This is a genomic window from Erythrobacter rubeus, from assembly GCF_014705715.1.
Taxonomy (GTDB): domain Bacteria; phylum Pseudomonadota; class Alphaproteobacteria; order Sphingomonadales; family Sphingomonadaceae; genus Erythrobacter; species Erythrobacter rubeus.
Genome location: NZ_JACXLC010000001.1, coordinates 966,346 through 985,161, shown reverse-complemented (window position 1 = coordinate 985,161; position 18,816 = coordinate 966,346). Strand labels below are relative to the sequence as shown.

The window sequence follows — 18,816 nt, the reverse complement described above, 5'->3', positions numbered from 1 at the left end:
CTTGGACCTTACCCTAGACTGAGGGCGAAGGCGGGTTGGAATCACCGCCCACACCGGAATTGCGCGAAAACCTTAGCGTTGTGGTCTATGCGGGCAAGCCGTGAGAGGGCCTATCGCGGATTCCTTTGGGGATAAGGGGCGAAGGAGCAATCGGCCGATCAGCTCAGCATCGCCATCCCGCCATTCACATGCAGCGTCTGCCCGGTGACATAGCCTGCCTCGCGGCTTGCGAGATAGGCGCATGCGGCACCGATATCGTCGCCCTCGCCCATCTTGCCCGCGGGGATTTTCGCATTGATCGTATCGGTTTGCTTCTCATCGAGCTGCGCCGTCATCGCGGTGCGGATGAAGCCGGGTGCAACGCAATTCGCCGTGATCCCGCGCGAGGCGACTTCCTGCGCGAAGCTCTTCGTCATGCCGGTCAGACCCGCCTTTGCCGCGGTGTAGTTCATCTGTCCGGGATTACCCGTCGCGCCGACCACGCTGGTGATGTTCACGATGCGCCCGAAACGGGCTTTCATCATCGGACGCGCGCTCGCCCGCATCAGGCGAAACGCAGCCTCGAGGTTAATGCGGATCACATCGTCCCATTCTTCATCCTTCATCCGCATCGCGAGATTGTCGCGCGTGATGCCGGCATTGTTCACGAGGATGTCGATCCCGCCGAGCGTATCGAGCGTGGCGGGGATCAGCTCCTCAACCTGTTCCGGGTTCGAAAGATCGCACGTAATTTCGACATGTTCGCCGCCGTGCTCTTCGTGCAATTGCTCGCGGAAAACCCGCAGTTTCTGACCATTGGAACCGGACAGGGCAATCCGGGCACCCTGCTTGGCCAGCGCGATCGCAATAGCGGAACCGATCCCGCCGCTCGCGCCGGTTACCAGCGCATTCATCCCCTTGAGTGAGAACATTATCCGATTTCCTTTGCGAATGTTTCGAGGTCTTCCATCGTGATGAGGCTGTGGGTCGCAGCCTCCCTGTCGATACGGCCTATCATCGGTCCGAGCACTTTTCCGCCCAGTTCGACGAAGATTTCCACGCCGTCTGCGCGCATGGCAATCACACTTTCCCGCCAGCGTACCCGGCCGGTCACCTGCTCGACAAGAAGCGCGCGCTCCTCTTCGGGGTCGGACACCTTGGCCGCGGTGACATTGGCAAATAGCGGCAGAGCGAGCGCACCCGGCGGAGTTTCGCCGAGGGCCTGCGCCATCCGGTCAGCGGCCGGTTGCATGAGCGAGCAGTGAAATGGGGCCGACACGGGCAACAGCACGCCGCGCTTGATACCGTGGTCCTTCACAACCGCGACCGCGCGCTCGACCGCGCTCTTGTGGCCGGAAATGACGACCTGCGTGGGATCGTTGTCATTGGCGATTTCGCATACTTCGCCGTCTGCCGCTGCCTCGGCAAGCGCGGTGGCCTTGTCGATATCGGCGCCAAGCAGCGCGGCCATCGCGCCCTCTCCGACCGGAACAGCCTCCTGCATCGCCTGACCCCTCAATTTCAGCAATCTGGCAGTCGTCGTAAGGTCGAACGCGCCAACCGCGCAGAGCGCCGTGTATTCGCCCAGCGAGTGCCCGGCGACACACGATCCCGCTTCGGCAAGTTTAACGCCGAAATCCTGCTCCAGCACCCTAAGCGTCGCGATGGCGTTGGCCATGATCGCAGGTTGGGCGTTTTCGGTGAGCGTCAGCTGATCCTCTGGGCCTTCGCGCATGATAGCGGAGAGCTTTTGCGAAAGCGCCTCGTCTACCTCTTCGAACACCTCGCGGGCTGCTGTGCTGGCATCGGCAAGGTCGCTGCCCATCCCGACCTTCTGGCTACCCTGGCCCGGAAAAACGAATGCACGCATGAAAAAACCTCCTGTTGCGCCGCGCCTAGGCAGCGCGCGAGGGACTCGCAAGTCCGAAGGGCACGACCTTGTTGGCAGACGTGTGCCCAATCTCTGCCCGGCCGAGATACGGCACCCCTGCCCGGTCGCACCAATAGCGCGCGATTTCCTCTTCGGTCTGGCCGAATTCGACGTAGTTTTCAGGAATATCGGTCACCGCGCCAAGCCGCAGGCCCGCTATTCGCGGCAAAACCCCAGATAGGTGAAAAAACAGCCGGTCGATCGAGTAGAGATGCTCGCTCACCTCCTCCACCATGACGACATGACCGCCAAGATCGGGCATCAGCGGCGTGTTCGATATCATCGCAAGCGTGATCAGGTTGAACGCAACGGCCGGTATCTTGCCATCCAATGATGGCTCAAGCCCGCTATTGTCGCCATTCAGCCATTGAAGAACGCGTCTTACCGCTTTTCGGCCGTTCTCGGACCGCGCGCTTACCGGCATTGATCCATGTGCGCACTGACCGATGCCGTGGCGATAGAGCGCGGCAAGCAGGTACCCGCAATCGGAAAAGCCCACATAGGTCTTAGACCGCGCCGCCTCGTTCATTCGCGCCACCGCTGCCTCAGCAATGCGGTTCGAGCCATAGCCGCCCTTGGCAAACCACACCGCATCGAAAGCAGGATCGTTCGCGCAGTCGATCAGGCCGGTGAGGCGCACCAGATCATCCCCTGCAAAGTGTCCCTGCCGCGCGAAGCATTGTTCGTGGAAGGTGACGTTCGTGCCGGGAAATTCCGCCGCGACCAGCTCTTCGAGAGCGCGGGCGTGATCGCGGGTTATCGGCGTTGCGGGTGCGCAAATGGCGATATTCGTCATGCGCAGACCCTATGTCGCTTGTCAGCATTCACGCAAGCCAATAACCTGATTCGTATGGACGATGAGGTTATCAGGCCGGACCTTGAAGGTCGGCCCTTTTTCTTTTGCGGGATAGGCGGCTCGGGCATGCTTCCGCTTGCGCAGATCGCGCGCGGGACAGGCCATGCGGTCGCAGGCTCGGACCGCAGCATGGACCAGGGACGCACGCCGGAAAAGTTCGAATGGCTTGCCGAAAACGGCTTCGAGCTGTTCCCGCAGGATGGCAGCGGGATCACATCCTCGCGTCAGATCCTGATCGCATCGGCTGCGGTCGAGGATACGGTCCCCGAAGTCGCCAAGGCCCGAACGCTGGGCAATGCGAGGATGAGCCGTGCGGAATTGCTTTCCGCCCTGTTCAACGAGGCCGCGCAGTCCGTCGCCATCGGCGGCACCTCGGGCAAGTCCACCGTCACCGGCATGATCGCGTGGATTATGCATCAGGCAGGGCTCGATCCAACCGTGATGAACGGCGCGGTGATGAAAAACTTCGCCAATGCGGATAACCCCTTCGCGAGCGCGCGCGTCGGCGATCCGGGCGTGTTCGTGAGCGAAGTGGATGAGAGCGACGGATCGATCGCGCTCTATCGCCCGAGCGTTGCGGTGCTGCTCAATGTCAGCCTCGACCACAAAAGCATCGAGGAACTGGAGAAGCTGTTCGGTGACTATCTCGCGAAAGCGCAGCGTGCGGTCGTCAATTATGACGATGAGCGCGCCCGCGGCCTCTCTGGACGTGCGAATGATGCGGTGAGCTTCGGGATCGAGGCCGAGGACGCCAATATTGCGGCGGTGGAGGGTTCGATCGAGTACCAGCCCTTTGCTGTCGCTGCCGACATCATCGACAATCGCAGCGGCGAGAGCGCGCACCTCACCCTGCCGATGCCGGGCAGGCATAATCTGTCGAATGCGCTCGCTGCGATTGCCGCAGCGGGCGCTGCCGGGGTGAATCTGGAAGAAGCGGTTGAGGCGCTTTCGCGTTTCAAGGGGCTGGCCCGCCGCTTCGACGTTGTTGGGACGACCAAGAGCAGCATTACTGTGATCGACGATTTCGGCCACAATCCCGAAAAGTGCGCGGCCACCTTGCGCACGCTCAAATCGGTGCCGGGACGGGTCATCGCGTTCTTTCAGCCGCATGGATACGGGCCGCTGCGCCAGATGGGCGACGAGCTGGCCGAAACCTTCGCGCGGGAGCTGGATGCGACTGATATCACCATCATGTGCGACCCGGTCTATTTCGGAGGCACCGTTGACCGCAGCCAGGGCAGCGAGCGAATAATCGAGCTGATCAAGCAAGCGGGCGGCACGGCGGAACACATCGCCTCACGCGAGGATTGCGGAAAGCGGATCGCGGAATTGGCAAAGGATGGTGACCGCATCGTGATCATGGGAGCACGCGACGACACGCTGAGCGAATTTGCGCGCACCGTACTCGCAAGCGTCCCATGAGCCTGTTCGACCGCGCGAAACGCCATGCCTGGCGCATGGCAGTGGCCACCATGATGGCGATCCTGTTCGTGCTGGCGATCGACATGATCTATGGCCATTCGACCATCGCCTTCGCGATCGCGATCGTCGTCCTGATCTGGCTCAACGCGCCGATGCTGCGGTTCAATTGCCCGCGCTGTGGATACAACATGTTCTTCCGGGGAATGATCGTGATCCCATGGCCGCGGCGCGAATGCGGCAAATGCGGGTTGCAACTCGACGCCCCGGAGCAATCGTAGGGCGACAGCCGCCTTCCCAAAATCGCTGATGGAGCGCGGGTTCCCGTGGCGCTAATCCTGGCTCCATGGATGCACGCGATTTTTCGATGGATACGCTTTTGCGCGCCTGCGCGGCGCGCCATGCCGCACGGGAGGCGACAGTCGATGGCGCGCAGCGGCTGACCTATGCCGAGCTCGACCTGCGGGTCGAGCGGGTGGCGCGCTGGTTGCTTGCCAAGGGTATCGCGCCGGGAGACCGCGTCGCGATCCTGCTCACCGATGGCGCTCCGTACCTTACGATCCTGCTCGGCTGCGGGCGCATCGGGGCGATTGCGGTCCTGCTGAATTGGCGGCTGTCACCCGGCGAAATTGCGTGGATCGCAGGCAATGCCGAGCCCGCGATGACCTTTGTCAATCCGCGCTTCGCCGATCTGCTGGAGGAAGCCGACGCGGGCGAAGTAATCGAAGTCGACGAGGCTCACGATCCCGGCGGCGCCTTCGAGAGCATCGCGACGCGCGAACAACCAGAAGTCACCCTGCCCGACCTCACATCGGAACGGCCGCTCTACATGATGTATACCAGCGGGACGACCGGAAAGCCGAAAGGCTGCCTGCAAGCGGGCAGCGCGGTCGCATCATCGGCGATGGGGTTCTGCGTGCGGCGTGGTTTCACGCACCAAGAGCGCCTGCTCTCGATTAATCCGATGTTCCATGTCGTTGGCATGCAGCAGGTTGCAGCGATGCTCGCTTGCGGGGGAACCAGCGTGTTTGCCGGGCGCGACGATGACAGCGCGGCGGTGCTCGATCTGATCCACCGGGAAAGCTGCACCACCACCAGCGCCTTTCCGCAGATCTCGTTCCAGTGGTTCGCGATGGACGCGGTGCGCAATGGCATGATGCCGCTTGCCAACTACACTGGCGGCGCCGGCATGGGCCGTCCGCAAATCTACGAGACTTTCGAAAAGGAGTGGGATTGCCGCGTGGTCGGCGGATATGGCCAGACCGAGGTCTGCGGTTTCGCGACCTTCATTGACTACCCGGACATGCTCGAGCATCCGCGCTCAATCGGCTGGGCCATGCCGCATGTCGAAATGACGATCCTCGATGCGCAAGGCAACGAGCTCGCTCCGGGCGAAGAGGGTGAAATATGCCTGCGCGGGCCTTCGGTCATGCTGGGCTATTGGCGCAACGAGGAAGCGAGCGAGGCAGCGCTCGGCCATGGCTGGCTGCGTACCGGCGACCTTGGCACAATGGACGAGCGCGGGCTCGGCTACCTGCTCGGCCGCGCAAAGGAATTGATCAAGACCGGCGGCGAAAACGTCTACCCAGCAGAGATCGATGCGGTGTTCGCAAACATGCCCGAAGTCGCCGATGCCGGATGCGCCGGGGTGCCAGACGCAAAATGGGGCGAAGCGGTCAAAGCGTTCGTGGTGTTGCACCCCGGCAAGGAATTGACGCGGGAGGAAATCACCGCACGCTTCAAGGAGGCGATCGCCGGGTACAAACGTCCGCGCTACATCGAATTCGTGGATCAATTGCCGCGCGATCCGCTTGGCAAGCTGCTCAGGCGGGAGCTATCCGCACGTCCGGTCAGCGAAGATCAGGCGGCCTAGTCCGCCTCGAGCGCCTTCCTGCCCTCTTCCTCGCGTGCAAACGCGCGCTGGTATCCTTCGCGGGCGGTCATACGCTCTCGGTAAACCTTGAGCGAATGCGGTACGCGGTCGTCCAACCCCACATTCTGCGCGAGGATCAGCGCATAAGCTATGCAGATATCCGCGACGGTGAAGCGATCGGCGCATAGATATTCGCGGGTCTCCAGACGCTGTTCGATCTTCACAAGGCGCTTTTCAAACCACTTGGCATAGGCCTCGCCCGCCTCCGCCCAGCCCTTCTCCTTCTCGAAGATGGCGAAGCGCATGTAGACCGTTTGCGGAAAGGTGATCGTCGCGTCCGCGTGATAGGTGAAATCACAATATTCCGCGTAATCCCGCTCGCCCGGAGCGATGGCGAGATCGGTAAACTCTCCGCGCGTCGCGAGGTAATGCGCGATTGCGCAACTTTCCGTCAGTCGCGACTCCCCGTCGATGAGCAAGGGCACCGTGCCGAGCGGATTGATCTCCATATACTCAGGGGCGAGATAGCGCGGGGGAAATGGCAGGACCTTGAGGTCAACATCGACGCCCGCCTCCTCCGCCGCCCAGGTCGCGCGCAGCCCGCGCGACCGGGCGCAGGTATAAAGAACGGGACGATCTGCCATCAGTGCGCTCCTGCAGTCTCGCCGCCGTGCCCGATCTTCAGCACTTTATGCAGCACGAAAGCGATGATTGCGCCCAGGACCAGGCCGATGACGGCCGAAATGGCCGCATAGGTCGCCCAGCCCAGGATACCGGACAGCGCCCCGGTGGCACCCTTCACTGCATATTCCGCTCCATGGGCGAAATCGTAGAGCAGGTCGAAGCCGATCTCGTGCGTGCCGTGAACGATGATACCGCCGCCGACCCACAGCATCGCGACGGTACCGATCAGCGAAAGTGCGGTGAGCAATTTGGGCACGAAGGCAACAAGTCCCTCGCCAAAATTGCGCTGTGCGATGTTGTCGGATTCTGCCAGAGCCAGCCCGATATCGTCCAGCTTTACGATAATCGCCACGGTCCCATAAACCACCACGGTAACGACAACCGCCACCAATGCGAGTGCAAGGCCGCGCTCCCACCATGTCGGCAGATCGAGCTCATTGAGCACAATAGCCATGATCTCCGCCGACAGGATCAGGTCGGTGCGGATCGCCCCAGAAATGCGCTGTTTTTCGAACTCGGCGGGATCTGCAATCTCATCCTCGACCGTCTTGCCATGCTTTTCTGCCCCGAGCTTCTCGAGCACTTTTTCAGCGCCCTCGTAACAGAGAAACGCGCCGCCCAGCATCAGGATGAAAATGATCAGGCCGGGCAGGAATTCGGAAAGCAGGATCGCGCCGGGCAGCAACAACACCAGCTTGTTGAAGAGGCTCCCCTTGGTGATCGCCCAGATGATCGGCAGTTCGCGCGCGGGCGACAGGCCGGTCACATAGCTCGGCGTGACCGCCGCATCGTCGATCACCACACCGGCCGTCTTAGACCCGGCCCGGCCCGCGGCGGCGGCGATATCGTCTGCCGAAGCGGCGGCGGCGCGCGCGATGACGGCGACGTCATCGAACAATGCGACTAATCCTGAAGGCAAGCCAATTCCCCTTATCTCGTACCCTTGTGCAACGGCGGCCTGCCAAGCTCGTTCCGATACGACAAGCCTTGCATTAAACCGCAAACCCGCTATGTGCGCGCATCCGCTTTTTCCAGGGCGGATAGCAGAAAGCCGGAGGGGCCCCGTCATTCGGACGGACAAGCCAGCGATCGGCATAAATCGAAAGGAACGCGAGATGGCTCATTACGAGCATATCTTTCTCGCGCGTCAGGACCTCTCGCAGGCCCAGGTAGACGCGTTGGCGGCCACGGCGACCGAAATCGTCGAAGCGAACGAAGGCAAGGTCACCAAGACCGAAACATGGGGCCTCAAAACCCTCGCCTACAAGATCGACCGCAACCGCAAGGCACACTTCGTGATGCTCAACATCGATGCCCCGGGCACCGTTGTCGAGGAACTCGAGCGCCAGACCCGTATCAACGAAGACGTCATCCGCTACATGACCATCCGTGTCGAAGAGCACGAAGATGGCCCCAGCGTGATGATGCGCAAGAACGAGCGCGATCGTAAGCGCCGTTCCGACCGTGAGGAGCGCGACTGATGGCCCGCCCGTTTTTCCGCCGCCGCAAGTCCTGCCCGTTCAGCGGAAAGGACGCCCCCAAGATCGATTACAAGGACGTGCGCCTGCTGCAGGGCTTCATGTCCGAGCGTGGCAAGATCGTGCCTTCGCGCATAACCGCCGTTTCCGCCAAGAAACAGCGTGAGCTCGCCAAGGCGATCAAGCGTGCACGCCACATCGGCCTGCTTCCCTACATCGTTAAGTAAGAGGAGAATACATCATGGATATCATTCTTCTCCAGCGTATCGAGAAGCTCGGCACGATCGGTGACGTCGTCACCGTGAAGGACGGCTATGCCCGCAACTTCCTGCTTCCGCAGAAGAAAGCCCTGCGCGCCAACGAAGCGAACAAGAAGGTGTTCGAGGCCAACCGCGAACGGCTCGAAAAAGAGAACGCAGAGCGCCGTGCAGAAGCCGAAAAGCTTGGCGAAAAGGTCGAAGGTGCAGAGGTCATCCTCATCCGTGCCGCGTCCAACGCCGGTCAGCTTTATGGTTCGGTCAACGTCCGCGACATGGTCGCCGGCCTGACCGAGCAAGGCCACGACATCGACAAGAAGCAGGTCATCATGGGCGCACCGATCAAGACGATCGGCATGCACGACGTGACCGTTGCCCTGCACCCAGAGGTGCACGTGACTGTAAGAGCTAACGTCGCCCGCAGCGACGACGAGGCCGAGCTGCAGACGCAAGGCGTCGATGTTCTCGCCCAGCTGTTCGAGGAAGAGCAGAAGGAAATCGAGGAACAGGCCGAGGCAAATCGCACCGATCCGAACCTCGAGCCGGGTGAGATCCCCGCCGAACTGCTCGAAGAAGGCGTTGCGACACCGGAAGGCACGACCGAGACCGAAGCTCTCGTCGAAGCAACCGACCACAAGACCGAGGACGACGACGCGTAAGCGACATCGTCACGAAACATGAAGGGCGCGGCGTCGAAAGACTGCCGCGCCCTTTTTGTAACAGGCACTTGCGCCGCAGATCGCCAGTGTCTTTGAAACATCCGATCCGAACCGCTAGGCAGAATATATGAAACCAATCGCCACCATCCTCGAAGAATTGCAGCAGAACTACAGCGATGCCGTGGACGCTTTGCGCGAAGACGTGATCGCATATGGGCGCGACGGCACCGTGCCGCCGCAGCGCAAGCGAGAGGATGGCAGCTATGCCTATCCGCAGCTGACCCTGCATTATTCGGGCAATGGCGATCCCCTCGACCGCAGCCGTGCTTTCGGCCGGCTCGAAATGCCCGGCACCTACACGACCACGGTGACACGGCCCGACCTGTTCGGCGATTATCTGGCCGAACAGCTCGAGCTCATTTCGAACGAATACGACATCGAGGTCGAGGTCGGGCGGTCGCGGCAGGAAATCCCCTTTCCCTACGTGCTTGATGGCGAGGCTGGTGCAGCGATGTCCGGCATAGCGCCGCAGGATATTGCCCAGCACTTCCCCTCGACCGACCTCTCGCTGATCGGAGACGAGCTCGCCGATGGCATTGAATTCGACGAAAACGAGGACATGCCGCTGTCGCTGTTCGACGGCCTGCGGACCGATTACTCGCTCGCGCGCCTGGCCCATTACACCGGCACGCAGGTTGAGGATTTTCAGGACTTCATCCTGTTCACCAACTATCACCGCTATGTCGATGAATTCGTGAACTGGGGCGCGCAGCAGATCTGCGCCGAAGAGGACGAAAGCGGCTATGTCGCGCTGACCGGCGCTGCAGGGCTCAACATCGCCCAATGCACGAACAACGCTCAGGCTCTGCTCAACGACACAGCCTGGCGGCGGCACCAGATGCCGGCCTATCACCTCAAACGCCCCGACAAGCGCGGGATCACACTCGTCAATATCGGCGTCGGCCCCTCCAACGCGAAAACGATCTGCGATCACCTTGCGGTTTTGCGTCCGCATGCCTGGATGATGATCGGGCATTGCGGCGGCGTCCGCTCCAGCCAGAAGATCGGCGACTTCGTGCTCGCCCATGCCTATCTGCGCGACGACCACGTGCTGGACGCAGTGCTTCCGCCCGAAATCCCGATCCCGCCGATTGCCGAAGTGCAGCTTGCCCTGGCTGGCGCGGCTGAAGAGGTATCGGGCGCACAGGGCGCGAATATCAAGCAGCGGATGCGCACCGGCACCGTCGTCACCACCGATGACCGCAATTGGGAGCTGCACTATTCAAGCTCGGCCAAGAGGTTTTCGCACAGCCGCGCCATTGCGGTGGAAATGGAGAGCGCAACGATCGCCGCCCAAGGGTACCGGTTCCGCGTGCCCTACGGCACCCTGCTCTGCGTCTCGGACAAACCGCTCCACGGCGAGATCAAGCTGCCGGGACAGGCGAACAAGTTTTACGAAGAAGCGATCGCCGCGCACCTGCAGATCGGCCTGGAAGCGTGCAAACGCCTTCGCGACGAAGGCGACCGGCTGCACTCGCGGAAATTGCGCGCCTTCAATGAGCCGCCGTTTAGGTAGAAAACGAACCGCCAAATATCTCGCGTCGGCCACGGGACGATCGGTTGTAAAGCTACATCGGTATGGCGGCATACTCGACGTCGTATTCCGCCTTGATTTCGATCTGTCCCGGTTCGATCGGGGTTCTCGCGAGCCGACTTCCCGTCACGACAATGTAGCCGGAACCGTTCTGGAATTCGACCTCACTGTCGGAAACGAGAAGGACCCTCGAAATGCGCATGCCAAGAGCCGCTGCCGTGCTCTCGGCTTGCGCCTGTGCTTCGCGCAGTGCATCGGCCTCGGCCTCGCGAGTGAGTGGCTCTTTGGCACCTTCCGCGACGGCAAAGTAAGGTCCGTCGATCGAATTGACGCCGGCATTGAACAGCGCACTAATCAGTTCACCTGCGCGTTCGAGATCCCGGCTTGTCACGGTGAGACGATTGCTTGCACGAAAGCCGATGATCCGCTCTTCTCGTCGGTCGCGCTGGTCCGAATATTGTGGCTGGACTTCGAGCCCCGAAGTCTGAATGTCCGAAGCGGCAATTCCCTGCGCGCGCAACATCTCGACGACTGGTCCCAACCTGCGATTGTTTGCATCCAATGCGGTGGCCGCCGTCGCGGCGACGGTTTCCATGCCAATCGTCGCGGTCATTTGCGTTGGTGTTGCTGTCACCACACCCTCACCCTTTACTCTGAGAATAGTCTCTTCGGGTTGCACCACAGGCCGCGCTGGCGCCGTTTGGGCTGCCAGAGGGGACGCGACCATCGCTGCACCTAGGAGCGGCAGAAGCTTGTGCATCACCCCTGCCCCTTAGTCTTCGTCTTGCCCGCCCTCGCGTTCTTCTCGATGTAATCGATTATCATTCCGGCGATGTCTTTTTCGGTCGCCTTTTCGATGCCTTCGAGACCGGGTGAGGAATTGACCTCCGTGATCACCGGTCCGTGGTTCGAGCGCAGCATGTCCACACCGCAGACATTGAGCCCCATGTGCTTTGCCGCGCGCACGGCTGTGGAGCGTTCTTCCGGCGTGATCTTGATGAGCTGCGCGCTGCCGCCGCGGTGAAGGTTCGAGCGGAAGTCGTCCGCTGCGCCGGTGCGCTTCATTGCCGCGACGACCTTCCCGCCGACGACCAGGGCGCGGATGTCGGTGCCGCCTGCTTCCTTGATGAACTCCTGCACGAGGATGTTTACATTTGCCCCGCGAAACGCCTCAATCACCGATTTGGCGCTGCTCATCGTCTCGGCGAGCACCACCCCGATGCCCTGTGTTCCCTCCAGCAGCTTGATCACGACCGGCGGACCGTTGACCGCCTTTATGATCTCCTCGGCCTGTTTGGGATCGTTGGCGTAGGCCGTCAGCGGCAATCCGATGCCGTGTTTGGCAAGAATCTGCATCGAGCGCAGCTTGTCGCGGCTGCGGCCGATCGCGACGCTTTCATTCAGCGGCCAGCAGCCGCGCATTTCGAACTGGCGCAGGATCGAAAGGCCGTAATTGGTGATGGATGCACCGATACGCGGGATGATCGCATCATATCCGACCATCGCCTCACCATTATAGAACACCTCCGGCCGATGGCTCGCAATATGCACGGTGCAGCGCGTGGTGTTGAGGATATCGAGCTCGTGGCCGCGGGTCTCTGCTGCCTCTTTAAGCCGCTTGTGCGAATACAGGTTCGGATTGCGAGCGAGCATGGCAATTTTCATGGGCGGCCCTTTCTCCGGCGATTGCGCCGGACCATTTCATTGTAAGCGATACCGTGCAGTCAGGCGCGCGATTGCAACCATGAACGGCCGCTGTCGACAACGAAGCGCCTTCTTAGCGCGGTGCGACCGATAAGTATCGGAAATTTCATCTCGGATCGGTCGGCCAGACTGAATTCGGCGCGGAATTCCGCACCGCCGATTCGCACCGGAGTCTTGATGACGTAGCGCTGTTGAGTCTCGCCGTTGGAGCTGGTGATACCGCGCCTGTCGACCTGCACTGCCTCGCATTCCAGCTCGATATCGTCCCAATCGACCGAGAACCGAACAAAGGTCCTGCCATCACGTTCAAAGGTCTCGATCACGTGCCCGTGGAGCGAGGACGTGCGCGCACCCGTGTCGATCTTCGCAGGGATATTGGTGATCCCGAGGCCGGGCAGGTCGACGCATTCCCGCCAGCCGACCGTGGGGAGCGACTGCGCCTTTTCGCTCAAGGCAGGATCGCCATGCCGTCTCCGCCCTCACCCGTGGGCAGGCGGCGCAGGACTTCGCCGGTGGCATAATCGACCTCGGCCACGGTGTTGCTTGCTGTCTCTGCGACATAGATCCGCTCGCCGTCGTCGGACCACAGGATCGTGACCTGGAACCGATCTTGCGCTTCTTCGGCGCTCGATACCGCGATGGAGCGAACCACTCTGGCGGTGGCAAGATCGATCACAGTCAGGCCGCCATCGGCAAGGTCTGAAGTGACCGCAACGTCGCCCTGCGGCCGAATCGCAAGCCGCAGCGGAAATGCGCCAGTGTCGATCGTGTGGCGCACTTCCATGGTTTCGGGATCGAGCTCGAAAGCCTGGTTCGATCCGCGCGCGGAGACCCATAGCGCCTCGCCATCGGGCGACAGCGCAATGCCTTCAGGCTCTTCACCCACGGTGACAGAAAGCGGCGCGGTCTCCGCCTCCAGATCGATCCGGGTAACGGTGCGAGAGCCGAGGTCAGTCGTCCAAGCGGTGGTCGCATCGGGAGAAACCACGAGCATGTGGCTGCCCTCCTTACCCGTCGCGTATTCGAAGGTTTCCTGCTTTCCGAGCGGTTCGTGAATCCACACGATCGACTGGCGGCCCTCTGCTGTCGCGTAGATATCGCCCGTCGAATGCCAGACGATGCCATGAGGACGCGCATTGTCGCCCAGCTCGATGCTGGCAACACGCGACAGGTCTGACGTCGCGAAGATATCGACCGTCGTCCCGCCATAACAGGCAAGCGCAACGTGGTTGCCATCGGGCGAGGTCGCCAGTTCATGCGGATTGGTGCAGCTGTCGAGGCGCAGCACCTCTTCGCCCGTGTCGAGGTCGATCTTGGACAGCGTATTCCCGCGCTTGTTCGCAACGAAGAGAGCCGCACCTTCACGCGCACCGGTATCCCAGCCAGCTTCCGGCGTACCCTGTCGCACCTCCGCAGTGCCGAGCGGTGCGCTCTTGAAGAACTCTTCTACCTCTCCCGAGCACGCGCCCAAAGAGAGGGCGATAACGCCGCAGAGGGCCGCCTTATTCCGCATCAGATCCATCGCCTTCACCGGTTTCGTTTGTGGCAGTCGCCGCTTCCTCTCCTGCGCCATCATTCTCGAACACGACATCGCGGTAATCGCGCGTGATGCCGCTGAACCGTTGGACGGCGTTCAGGAAAACGGTCGCAGGTATGCCTTCGCGCCGGGTCAGGATCGCCCACTGCATTACCGGATCGCCATCACTCGCGCGAAAGACCGAAACATATTTGTTCTGCTTGTTAGCAGCGGCCAGCGCTTCATCGGAAATCGGCGTTTCGCGGTCCCACCATGCCGACAAAACGAGTGTTTCGCAGAAGTCCGGGACGGCAGGTGCGCAGTCGGTAAATCGCACCTGATTGACGCCGATAGCGGTGTCTATCTCGATGAAGGTCGTATCTTCGTCATCCTTGCGTTCGAACAGTTCGACATCGTAGCCTGCCGAGCGCAGGACATTCATCACCCCCTGAACGTCGCCGGCCGATACCATCGGCATTGCACTGTCCTGAGCGATCGCCGCGGGCGCGCAGACTGCCAATGCACCGGCAGCGATGATCGATACAGTCTTGCTCACCAGCCTTGCTCCTGGCCTTCATTCTGTTCGTCAAGCCATTCCTTCAGCGGAGCGAAGTATTCCGCCATCGCCTTGCCGCTCATCTTGCGCTCACCGGTGAACGCCTCGAGCGCGTCGGGCCATGGCTTTGATGCGCCGAGTTCGAGCATCGCGTTGAGGTTCTTCCCTACTTCCTCGTTGCCATAGAAGGAGCAGCGATGAAGCGGCCCTTCCCATCCGGCCTGGTCGCAGGCGGCCTTGTAAAACTGGAATTGCAGCAACCGCGCAAGGAAATAGCGCGTGTAAGAGACGTTACCGGGAACGTGATATTTCGCACCCGGATCGAAGGCGCCCGCGGGGCGCTCTACCGGTGGGACGATGCCTTGGTATTCGGTGCGGAGCTCGGTCCAGGCTTTGTTGTAGTCCTCCGGCGCGACCGACCCGTCGAACAGGCTCCAGCGATACCGGTCGACCAGCAGGCCGAATGGCAGGAAAGCGACCTTGTCCATCGCCTGACGCAACAGCAGACCGATATCCTTGTCCGCGCTTGGCACCTGATCCGCCTCGAGCATGCCGATCTGCACCAGATATTCCGGCGTGATCGACAGCGCGATCATGTCTCCGATCGCTTCGTGAAAGCCGTCATTCGCGCCCGTGAGGTGCAGATAATCCTGCATGTTGTAGGCGCGCTGGTAGTAATTGTGGCCAAGCTCGTGGTGGATGGTGATGAAGTCATCCGCATTCTGCTTGATACACATCTTGATCCGCAGATCGTCGACATTGTCGAGGTTCCATGCGCTCGCATGGCAGACGACTTCGCGGTCGCGCGGCTTGGTAAACTGGCTCCGCTCCCAGAATGTCTCGGGCAGCGCTTCGAAGCCGAGCGAGGAGAAGAACTGCTCGCCGACCTTGGTCATTTCGACCGCGTCGAGGCCCTTTTGCTCGATCAGATCGGTAAGGTCGTATCCGATGTCACCTGCGCCCTCTGGCGCGACCAGCGGATAGATGTTGCCCCATTCCTGCGCCCACATATTGCCAAGCAGGTCGGCGCGGATCGGGCCGGTGGCAGGCTGGATGGTATCGCCGTGTTTCTCATTGAGCTTGCGGCGGACATAGGTGTGGAGCGCGACGTAAAGCGGCTTCACTTCCTGCCACATGCGCTCGGTCTCGGCAGCGAACTGCTCTGGGGTCATGTCATAACCTGAGCGCCACATCGTGCCGACATTGTCGAAGCCCAGTTCGGCCGCACCCTCATTGGCGATCGCAATCATGCGGGTGTAGTCCTCGCGCATCGGGGCGCCGACATTGTCGTGCCAGCTTGCCCACATCTCGGCGAGTTCGGCGGGCGTCCGCTCGATATTGCCCATTTCGGCTTCGATATCGGAGCCATTGATGGGCTCGCCGTTCAGCGTGCCCTTCCCCTGCCCGTACTGCGCGCCAAGATCGGTCGCGATGTTCGAAAGCTCCTCCGCCGCGCCATCGCGCGAGGGCGCGGGCATTGCGATGCCGTTGCGCAGCATATCGAGCTTGCGCGAAACCTCCGGATCAAGGCCCTCGATGCCTGCATATTTCGCGGCTTCGTTGGCGTAGCCTACACTCTTGAGCGTCGCTTCGGCGCCGTATTGCGCGGCGAGCGTGTTGGAATCGTGATTGATGTTGGTCGCGTTGAGCCATGAAACGTGCGCGAAGGTCTTCGAAAACTCGAACATGTCCGCCTCGGCCGCGGCGACGAACTCAGCCGCACCTTCCGGCGTGAGTGGGAACCGGCTTTCGGCGGTTTGCTGCGCTGCGTCTTCGCCCGAATGGTCATCGGCGAGTACCGGCGTGGAAGCGAGCGAAATGGTAAGCGCGGCGAGCGAGGTCTTGAGCGCGGAAGAAGCGAATTTCATTGGGTGTGCGATCCTGTAGAAATGATGTGTCTGCGATAATGTGCTGATTGAACCGGTGGCCGGATTGAATCAAGTATCGCCCGGCGCTTTCCGCGCGAGGATCAGGCCGATCAGCACACCGATGAATGTCACAACCCAAGATGCGATCTTTACGGGCTGCGCCGTGGCAGCCGTCGCAGCCATCCAGTCTGAGCCCTCACCGCGGAGCATCTGAACGATTTGCAGGATCGTCTCGATATAGTCGGTTAAGCAAAACAGGGCCGCTGCGGCGATCACGACCGCGCCGATTGCTTTTAGCCCCCTGTTCTCGAAACCTCTAAAGCTCCGTCCCGCGCGCCAGCTGCCATAGCTGTAGACGCCGATGAATATCAGATCGATCAGCATGGAAATGGTGACGATCGCAGTCAGACCGGCTTCGCTCCAGCTCGCCTGGATGATATCGACCTGCCGCGCTGTGCCTGCGGCCTGGTGATCGACGACGCCGTAGGGTGCATCACCCCTGGTCAGCACGCTGATCACAATAAGCGCCGCGAAGATCGCCAACCCGATCAGCCAATATCTCAGATCGGGCGATTTGCGCGTCACGGCTGGCTCAGGAAACTGACTATGGCATCGCCGAGTTCGGCCTTGGTCGCGCTGTCGAGGTGCCCGCCGGGGACTTCCTGATAGCGCGCATTGGGCAGCAGACCGGCCAATTCTTCCGCCGATCCATTGTCATCGTCCTTCTCGCCGTTCAGCACCAGCGCCGGCTGCTGGATATCGCCGAGCAGGGCCGGATCGAGATCCTCGAATGCGTCGAGCAGCAGCCGCGCGGCAATTCGGTCGACACCCTGAGACTTCAGGAACTGGCGCGAGAGATAGGCAGGATCGCCGCGCTCGATCGAGTCGAATTCGTCGATGACACGTTTGAAGAAGGCGGAGCGGCGCCGCCAATCGGTGAGGCCCGCGACGCCCATGCCGCACGCGATCAATCGCCGCGGATTGAGAACGCCCGCCGCGCAGCCGTGGATCGCGGTGCGCGCGCCGAGCGAGAAGCCAACGAGGTCATAGCCGCCGTCCTCAAGGCACTCATGACCGATCAGCGCCGCCGCATCGCGTATGAGAACGCTTGGGGGATAAGAGTCGGAGTCCCTCGGTGACGCGCTTTCGCCGTGGACACGGAAATCGAGCATGATGGCGCGAAACCCTGCATCGGCCAGCTTTTCGGCATGGCCCCACTTGATCCAGTTCATCTCGGCGCTCGAAAACAGACCGTGGAGCAGCACGACAGGCTTGCCCTCACCGAGCCTGTGGACCGCGAGTTCGGCACCGTCGAACGAGGCGAATTTATCCGTTGTCACTGTCCAGCGATCCCCAGCAGATTGACCCATTCCTCGGCGGTCTCCGGATTGGCGTCCATGGTCTTGGCATCCCTGGGAAGCGCGATCCACGGCTGCTTGCTGCGGACCCAGATATGCGCGGCCGGTACGACCTCATTGCTGTTGTGCAAGGTGCCGCACCTCAGCGAGCCGAAACCCTCGCGCGTGTCGTTTATGGCGTAGATGCGTGCCTTGCACTTTGCGCAGCCGAAAATGCTTGCCTCCGCGCCGCTGGGTTGTCGGTATTCGGCGACGTCCAGCTCTCCTTCAACGGTGAGATCGTCGATCCGGAACAGCATGTGCTGACTGAAAGCGGAGCCCGTGCGCGTCTGGCAATCGGTGCAGTGGCATGCATAGGGGTTGAGCCGGAAGCCATCGGCCAGCGTGTATCGAACCGCACCGCACAGGCACTCGCCGGAAAGCTCGCCCTTCACTGCTTCTGCAAGCCTTTTTGCTCCATGCGCCATCTGGCCGTGTCGATGCGGTCCTGCCCAAAGAATGGCTCGCCTTCGAAGACCAATGTGGGAACGCCCCAATGTCCGGCAGCCTCAAGCGCCTCCTGATTGGCGGCGATTTCGGCGTCGAGCGCGTCGGCGTCGCTGGCAACCTCTGCATCGAGTTCGGCGAGATCGACACCCGCTCTAGTAGCAGCCGCGGCCAGGTGATCGCCTTGGTCCCAGCCGTCTATCTCGCCTGAGAAAATGATTTTGGAAACCTCATCGGCAAAGGCGAGGCCTTTACGCTTCCGACTGGCCGCCTGGCCCAGCCTGCACACGCGGCGGATCAGCGGCTGCTCCTTGGCAATCTCGCGCGTGGTCAGATCCTGCACCACCGGGTCGGGGCGCGGCCATCGGAACGGTATGCCAAGCATCTGCGCCGTGCGAAAGGAATCCATCAGGATGTAGCGCGGAGCGGCAGGGTTGCCGGTGAACAGGATATCGGGATCGCGGATTGCAATCGGCCAGACCGTGCGCAGCGCGATGTCGAGATCGTATTCCTCTGCCATTGCGCGGTAACGCCCGACCGCGAGGTAGGAATAGGGAGAGCGGAAGCTGAAGAACAGGTCGGCTTTGAGTGTCATCTCG

22 protein-coding genes are annotated in these 18,816 nt (G+C 61.4%); 7 read left to right on the top strand and 15 right to left on the bottom strand.

What is annotated here, in order from left to right; all coding sequences use genetic code 11:
- Positions 1 to 158: 158 nt before the first annotated feature.
- Genes fabG through IB285_RS04860 form a run of 3 tightly spaced genes read right to left on the bottom strand, consistent with a single transcriptional unit; the run spans position 159 to position 2,705 of the window.
- Entirely contained in the window at positions 159 to 911 is a 753-nt protein-coding gene (fabG, locus tag IB285_RS04870; protein ID WP_190787120.1) for a 3-oxoacyl-[acyl-carrier-protein] reductase, read from the bottom strand.
- Positions 911 to 1,849 (bottom strand): ACP S-malonyltransferase, encoded by a 939-nt coding sequence (gene fabD, locus IB285_RS04865; RefSeq protein ID WP_190787119.1) that lies wholly within the window; start codon positions 1,847 to 1,849, stop codon positions 911 to 913. The genes fabG and fabD overlap by 1 nt, the downstream gene beginning before the upstream one ends.
- Before the next feature lie 25 nt (positions 1,850 to 1,874).
- Positions 1,875 to 2,705 (bottom strand): LD-carboxypeptidase, encoded by an 831-nt coding sequence (locus IB285_RS04860; RefSeq protein ID WP_190787118.1) that lies wholly within the window; start codon positions 2,703 to 2,705, stop codon positions 1,875 to 1,877.
- A gap of 54 nt (positions 2,706 to 2,759) precedes the next feature.
- Between IB285_RS04860 and IB285_RS04855 the strand changes: the two genes are divergently transcribed.
- The 3 genes from IB285_RS04855 to IB285_RS04845 all read left to right on the top strand — a co-directional run bounded on the left by IB285_RS04855 (position 2,760) and on the right by IB285_RS04845 (position 6,057).
- Positions 2,760 to 4,187 carry a Mur ligase family protein gene (locus IB285_RS04855; protein ID WP_190787117.1) on the top strand — a complete coding sequence of 476 codons (1,428 nt, stop codon included), beginning with the start codon at positions 2,760 to 2,762 and terminating at the stop codon, positions 4,185 to 4,187.
- Positions 4,184 to 4,465 (top strand): FUSC family protein, encoded by a 282-nt coding sequence (locus IB285_RS04850; protein ID WP_190787116.1) that lies wholly within the window; start codon positions 4,184 to 4,186, stop codon positions 4,463 to 4,465. The genes IB285_RS04855 and IB285_RS04850 overlap by 4 nt, the downstream gene beginning before the upstream one ends.
- A 65-nt stretch (positions 4,466 to 4,530) precedes the next feature.
- Complete coding sequence (locus tag IB285_RS04845) at positions 4,531 to 6,057, top strand: class I adenylate-forming enzyme family protein (protein WP_190787115.1); 1,527 nt, start codon at positions 4,531 to 4,533, stop codon at positions 6,055 to 6,057.
- On the opposite strand, the gene IB285_RS04840 is transcribed toward IB285_RS04845, so the two are convergent.
- Positions 6,054 to 6,701 (bottom strand): glutathione S-transferase family protein, encoded by a 648-nt coding sequence (locus IB285_RS04840; protein ID WP_190787114.1) that lies wholly within the window; start codon positions 6,699 to 6,701, stop codon positions 6,054 to 6,056. The genes IB285_RS04845 and IB285_RS04840 overlap by 4 nt on opposite strands.
- Complete coding sequence (locus IB285_RS04835) at positions 6,701 to 7,660, bottom strand: DUF808 domain-containing protein (RefSeq protein WP_190787113.1); 960 nt, start codon at positions 7,658 to 7,660, stop codon at positions 6,701 to 6,703. The genes IB285_RS04840 and IB285_RS04835 overlap by 1 nt, the downstream gene beginning before the upstream one ends.
- Positions 7,661 to 7,856: 196 nt before the next feature.
- Here IB285_RS04835 and rpsF point away from each other — a divergent pair, with 196 nt between their 5' ends.
- The 4 genes from rpsF to IB285_RS04815 all read left to right on the top strand — a co-directional run bounded on the left by rpsF (position 7,857) and on the right by IB285_RS04815 (position 10,711).
- On the top strand, positions 7,857 to 8,222 hold the full coding sequence (rpsF, locus tag IB285_RS04830; protein ID WP_190787112.1) for a 30S ribosomal protein S6: 366 nt from the start codon (positions 7,857 to 7,859) through the stop codon (positions 8,220 to 8,222).
- Positions 8,222 to 8,446, top strand: coding sequence for a 30S ribosomal protein S18 (gene rpsR / locus IB285_RS04825; RefSeq protein ID WP_007164455.1), 225 nt, complete (start codon positions 8,222 to 8,224; stop codon positions 8,444 to 8,446). Before rpsF ends, rpsR begins: the two co-directional genes overlap by 1 nt.
- A 14-nt stretch (positions 8,447 to 8,460) precedes the next feature.
- Complete coding sequence (rplI, locus tag IB285_RS04820) at positions 8,461 to 9,135, top strand: 50S ribosomal protein L9 (protein WP_190787111.1); 675 nt, start codon at positions 8,461 to 8,463, stop codon at positions 9,133 to 9,135.
- A 127-nt stretch (positions 9,136 to 9,262) separates the two neighbouring features.
- Entirely contained in the window at positions 9,263 to 10,711 is a 1,449-nt protein-coding gene (locus IB285_RS04815; protein WP_190787110.1) for an AMP nucleosidase, read from the top strand.
- Between the two features lie 52 nt (positions 10,712 to 10,763).
- Here the strand turns inward: IB285_RS04815 and IB285_RS04810 are convergent, their stop codons facing one another.
- The 10 genes from IB285_RS04810 to IB285_RS04765 form a co-directional block, all read right to left on the bottom strand.
- Entirely contained in the window at positions 10,764 to 11,489 is a 726-nt protein-coding gene (locus IB285_RS04810; protein WP_190787109.1) for an SIMPL domain-containing protein, read from the bottom strand.
- The gene (gene rimK, locus IB285_RS04805; protein WP_190787108.1) at positions 11,489 to 12,394 is read right to left on the bottom strand and encodes a 30S ribosomal protein S6--L-glutamate ligase; all 906 of its coding nucleotides are present in this window, start codon (positions 12,392 to 12,394) and stop codon (positions 11,489 to 11,491) included. Before rimK ends, IB285_RS04810 begins: the two co-directional genes overlap by 1 nt.
- Before the next feature lie 59 nt (positions 12,395 to 12,453).
- Positions 12,454 to 12,885 carry an ATP-dependent zinc protease family protein gene (locus IB285_RS04800; RefSeq protein ID WP_190787107.1) on the bottom strand — a complete coding sequence of 144 codons (432 nt, stop codon included), beginning with the start codon at positions 12,883 to 12,885 and terminating at the stop codon, positions 12,454 to 12,456.
- Entirely contained in the window at positions 12,882 to 13,946 is a 1,065-nt protein-coding gene (locus IB285_RS04795) for a YncE family protein (protein ID WP_190787106.1), read from the bottom strand. Before IB285_RS04795 ends, IB285_RS04800 begins: the two co-directional genes overlap by 4 nt.
- The gene (locus tag IB285_RS04790; protein ID WP_190787105.1) at positions 13,936 to 14,505 is read right to left on the bottom strand and encodes a type III secretion system chaperone family protein; all 570 of its coding nucleotides are present in this window, start codon (positions 14,503 to 14,505) and stop codon (positions 13,936 to 13,938) included. Before IB285_RS04790 ends, IB285_RS04795 begins: the two co-directional genes overlap by 11 nt.
- Positions 14,502 to 16,373, bottom strand: coding sequence for a M2 family metallopeptidase (locus IB285_RS04785; RefSeq protein ID WP_190787104.1), 1,872 nt, complete (start codon positions 16,371 to 16,373; stop codon positions 14,502 to 14,504). The genes IB285_RS04790 and IB285_RS04785 overlap by 4 nt, the downstream gene beginning before the upstream one ends.
- Before the next feature lie 69 nt (positions 16,374 to 16,442).
- Positions 16,443 to 16,958 (bottom strand): hypothetical protein, encoded by a 516-nt coding sequence (locus IB285_RS04780; protein WP_190787103.1) that lies wholly within the window; start codon positions 16,956 to 16,958, stop codon positions 16,443 to 16,445.
- Positions 16,955 to 17,713 carry an alpha/beta fold hydrolase gene (locus tag IB285_RS04775; RefSeq protein WP_328705846.1) on the bottom strand — a complete coding sequence of 253 codons (759 nt, stop codon included), beginning with the start codon at positions 17,711 to 17,713 and terminating at the stop codon, positions 16,955 to 16,957. The genes IB285_RS04780 and IB285_RS04775 overlap by 4 nt, the downstream gene beginning before the upstream one ends.
- Positions 17,710 to 18,198 (bottom strand): GFA family protein, encoded by a 489-nt coding sequence (locus IB285_RS04770; RefSeq protein ID WP_190787101.1) that lies wholly within the window; start codon positions 18,196 to 18,198, stop codon positions 17,710 to 17,712. The genes IB285_RS04775 and IB285_RS04770 overlap by 4 nt, the downstream gene beginning before the upstream one ends.
- Positions 18,162 to 18,812: a 2-hydroxychromene-2-carboxylate isomerase gene (locus IB285_RS04765; RefSeq protein ID WP_190787100.1), complete on the bottom strand. Its 651-nt coding sequence runs from the start codon at positions 18,810 to 18,812 to the stop codon at positions 18,162 to 18,164. Before IB285_RS04765 ends, IB285_RS04770 begins: the two co-directional genes overlap by 37 nt.
- Between the last annotated feature and the right edge of the window lie 4 nt (positions 18,813 to 18,816).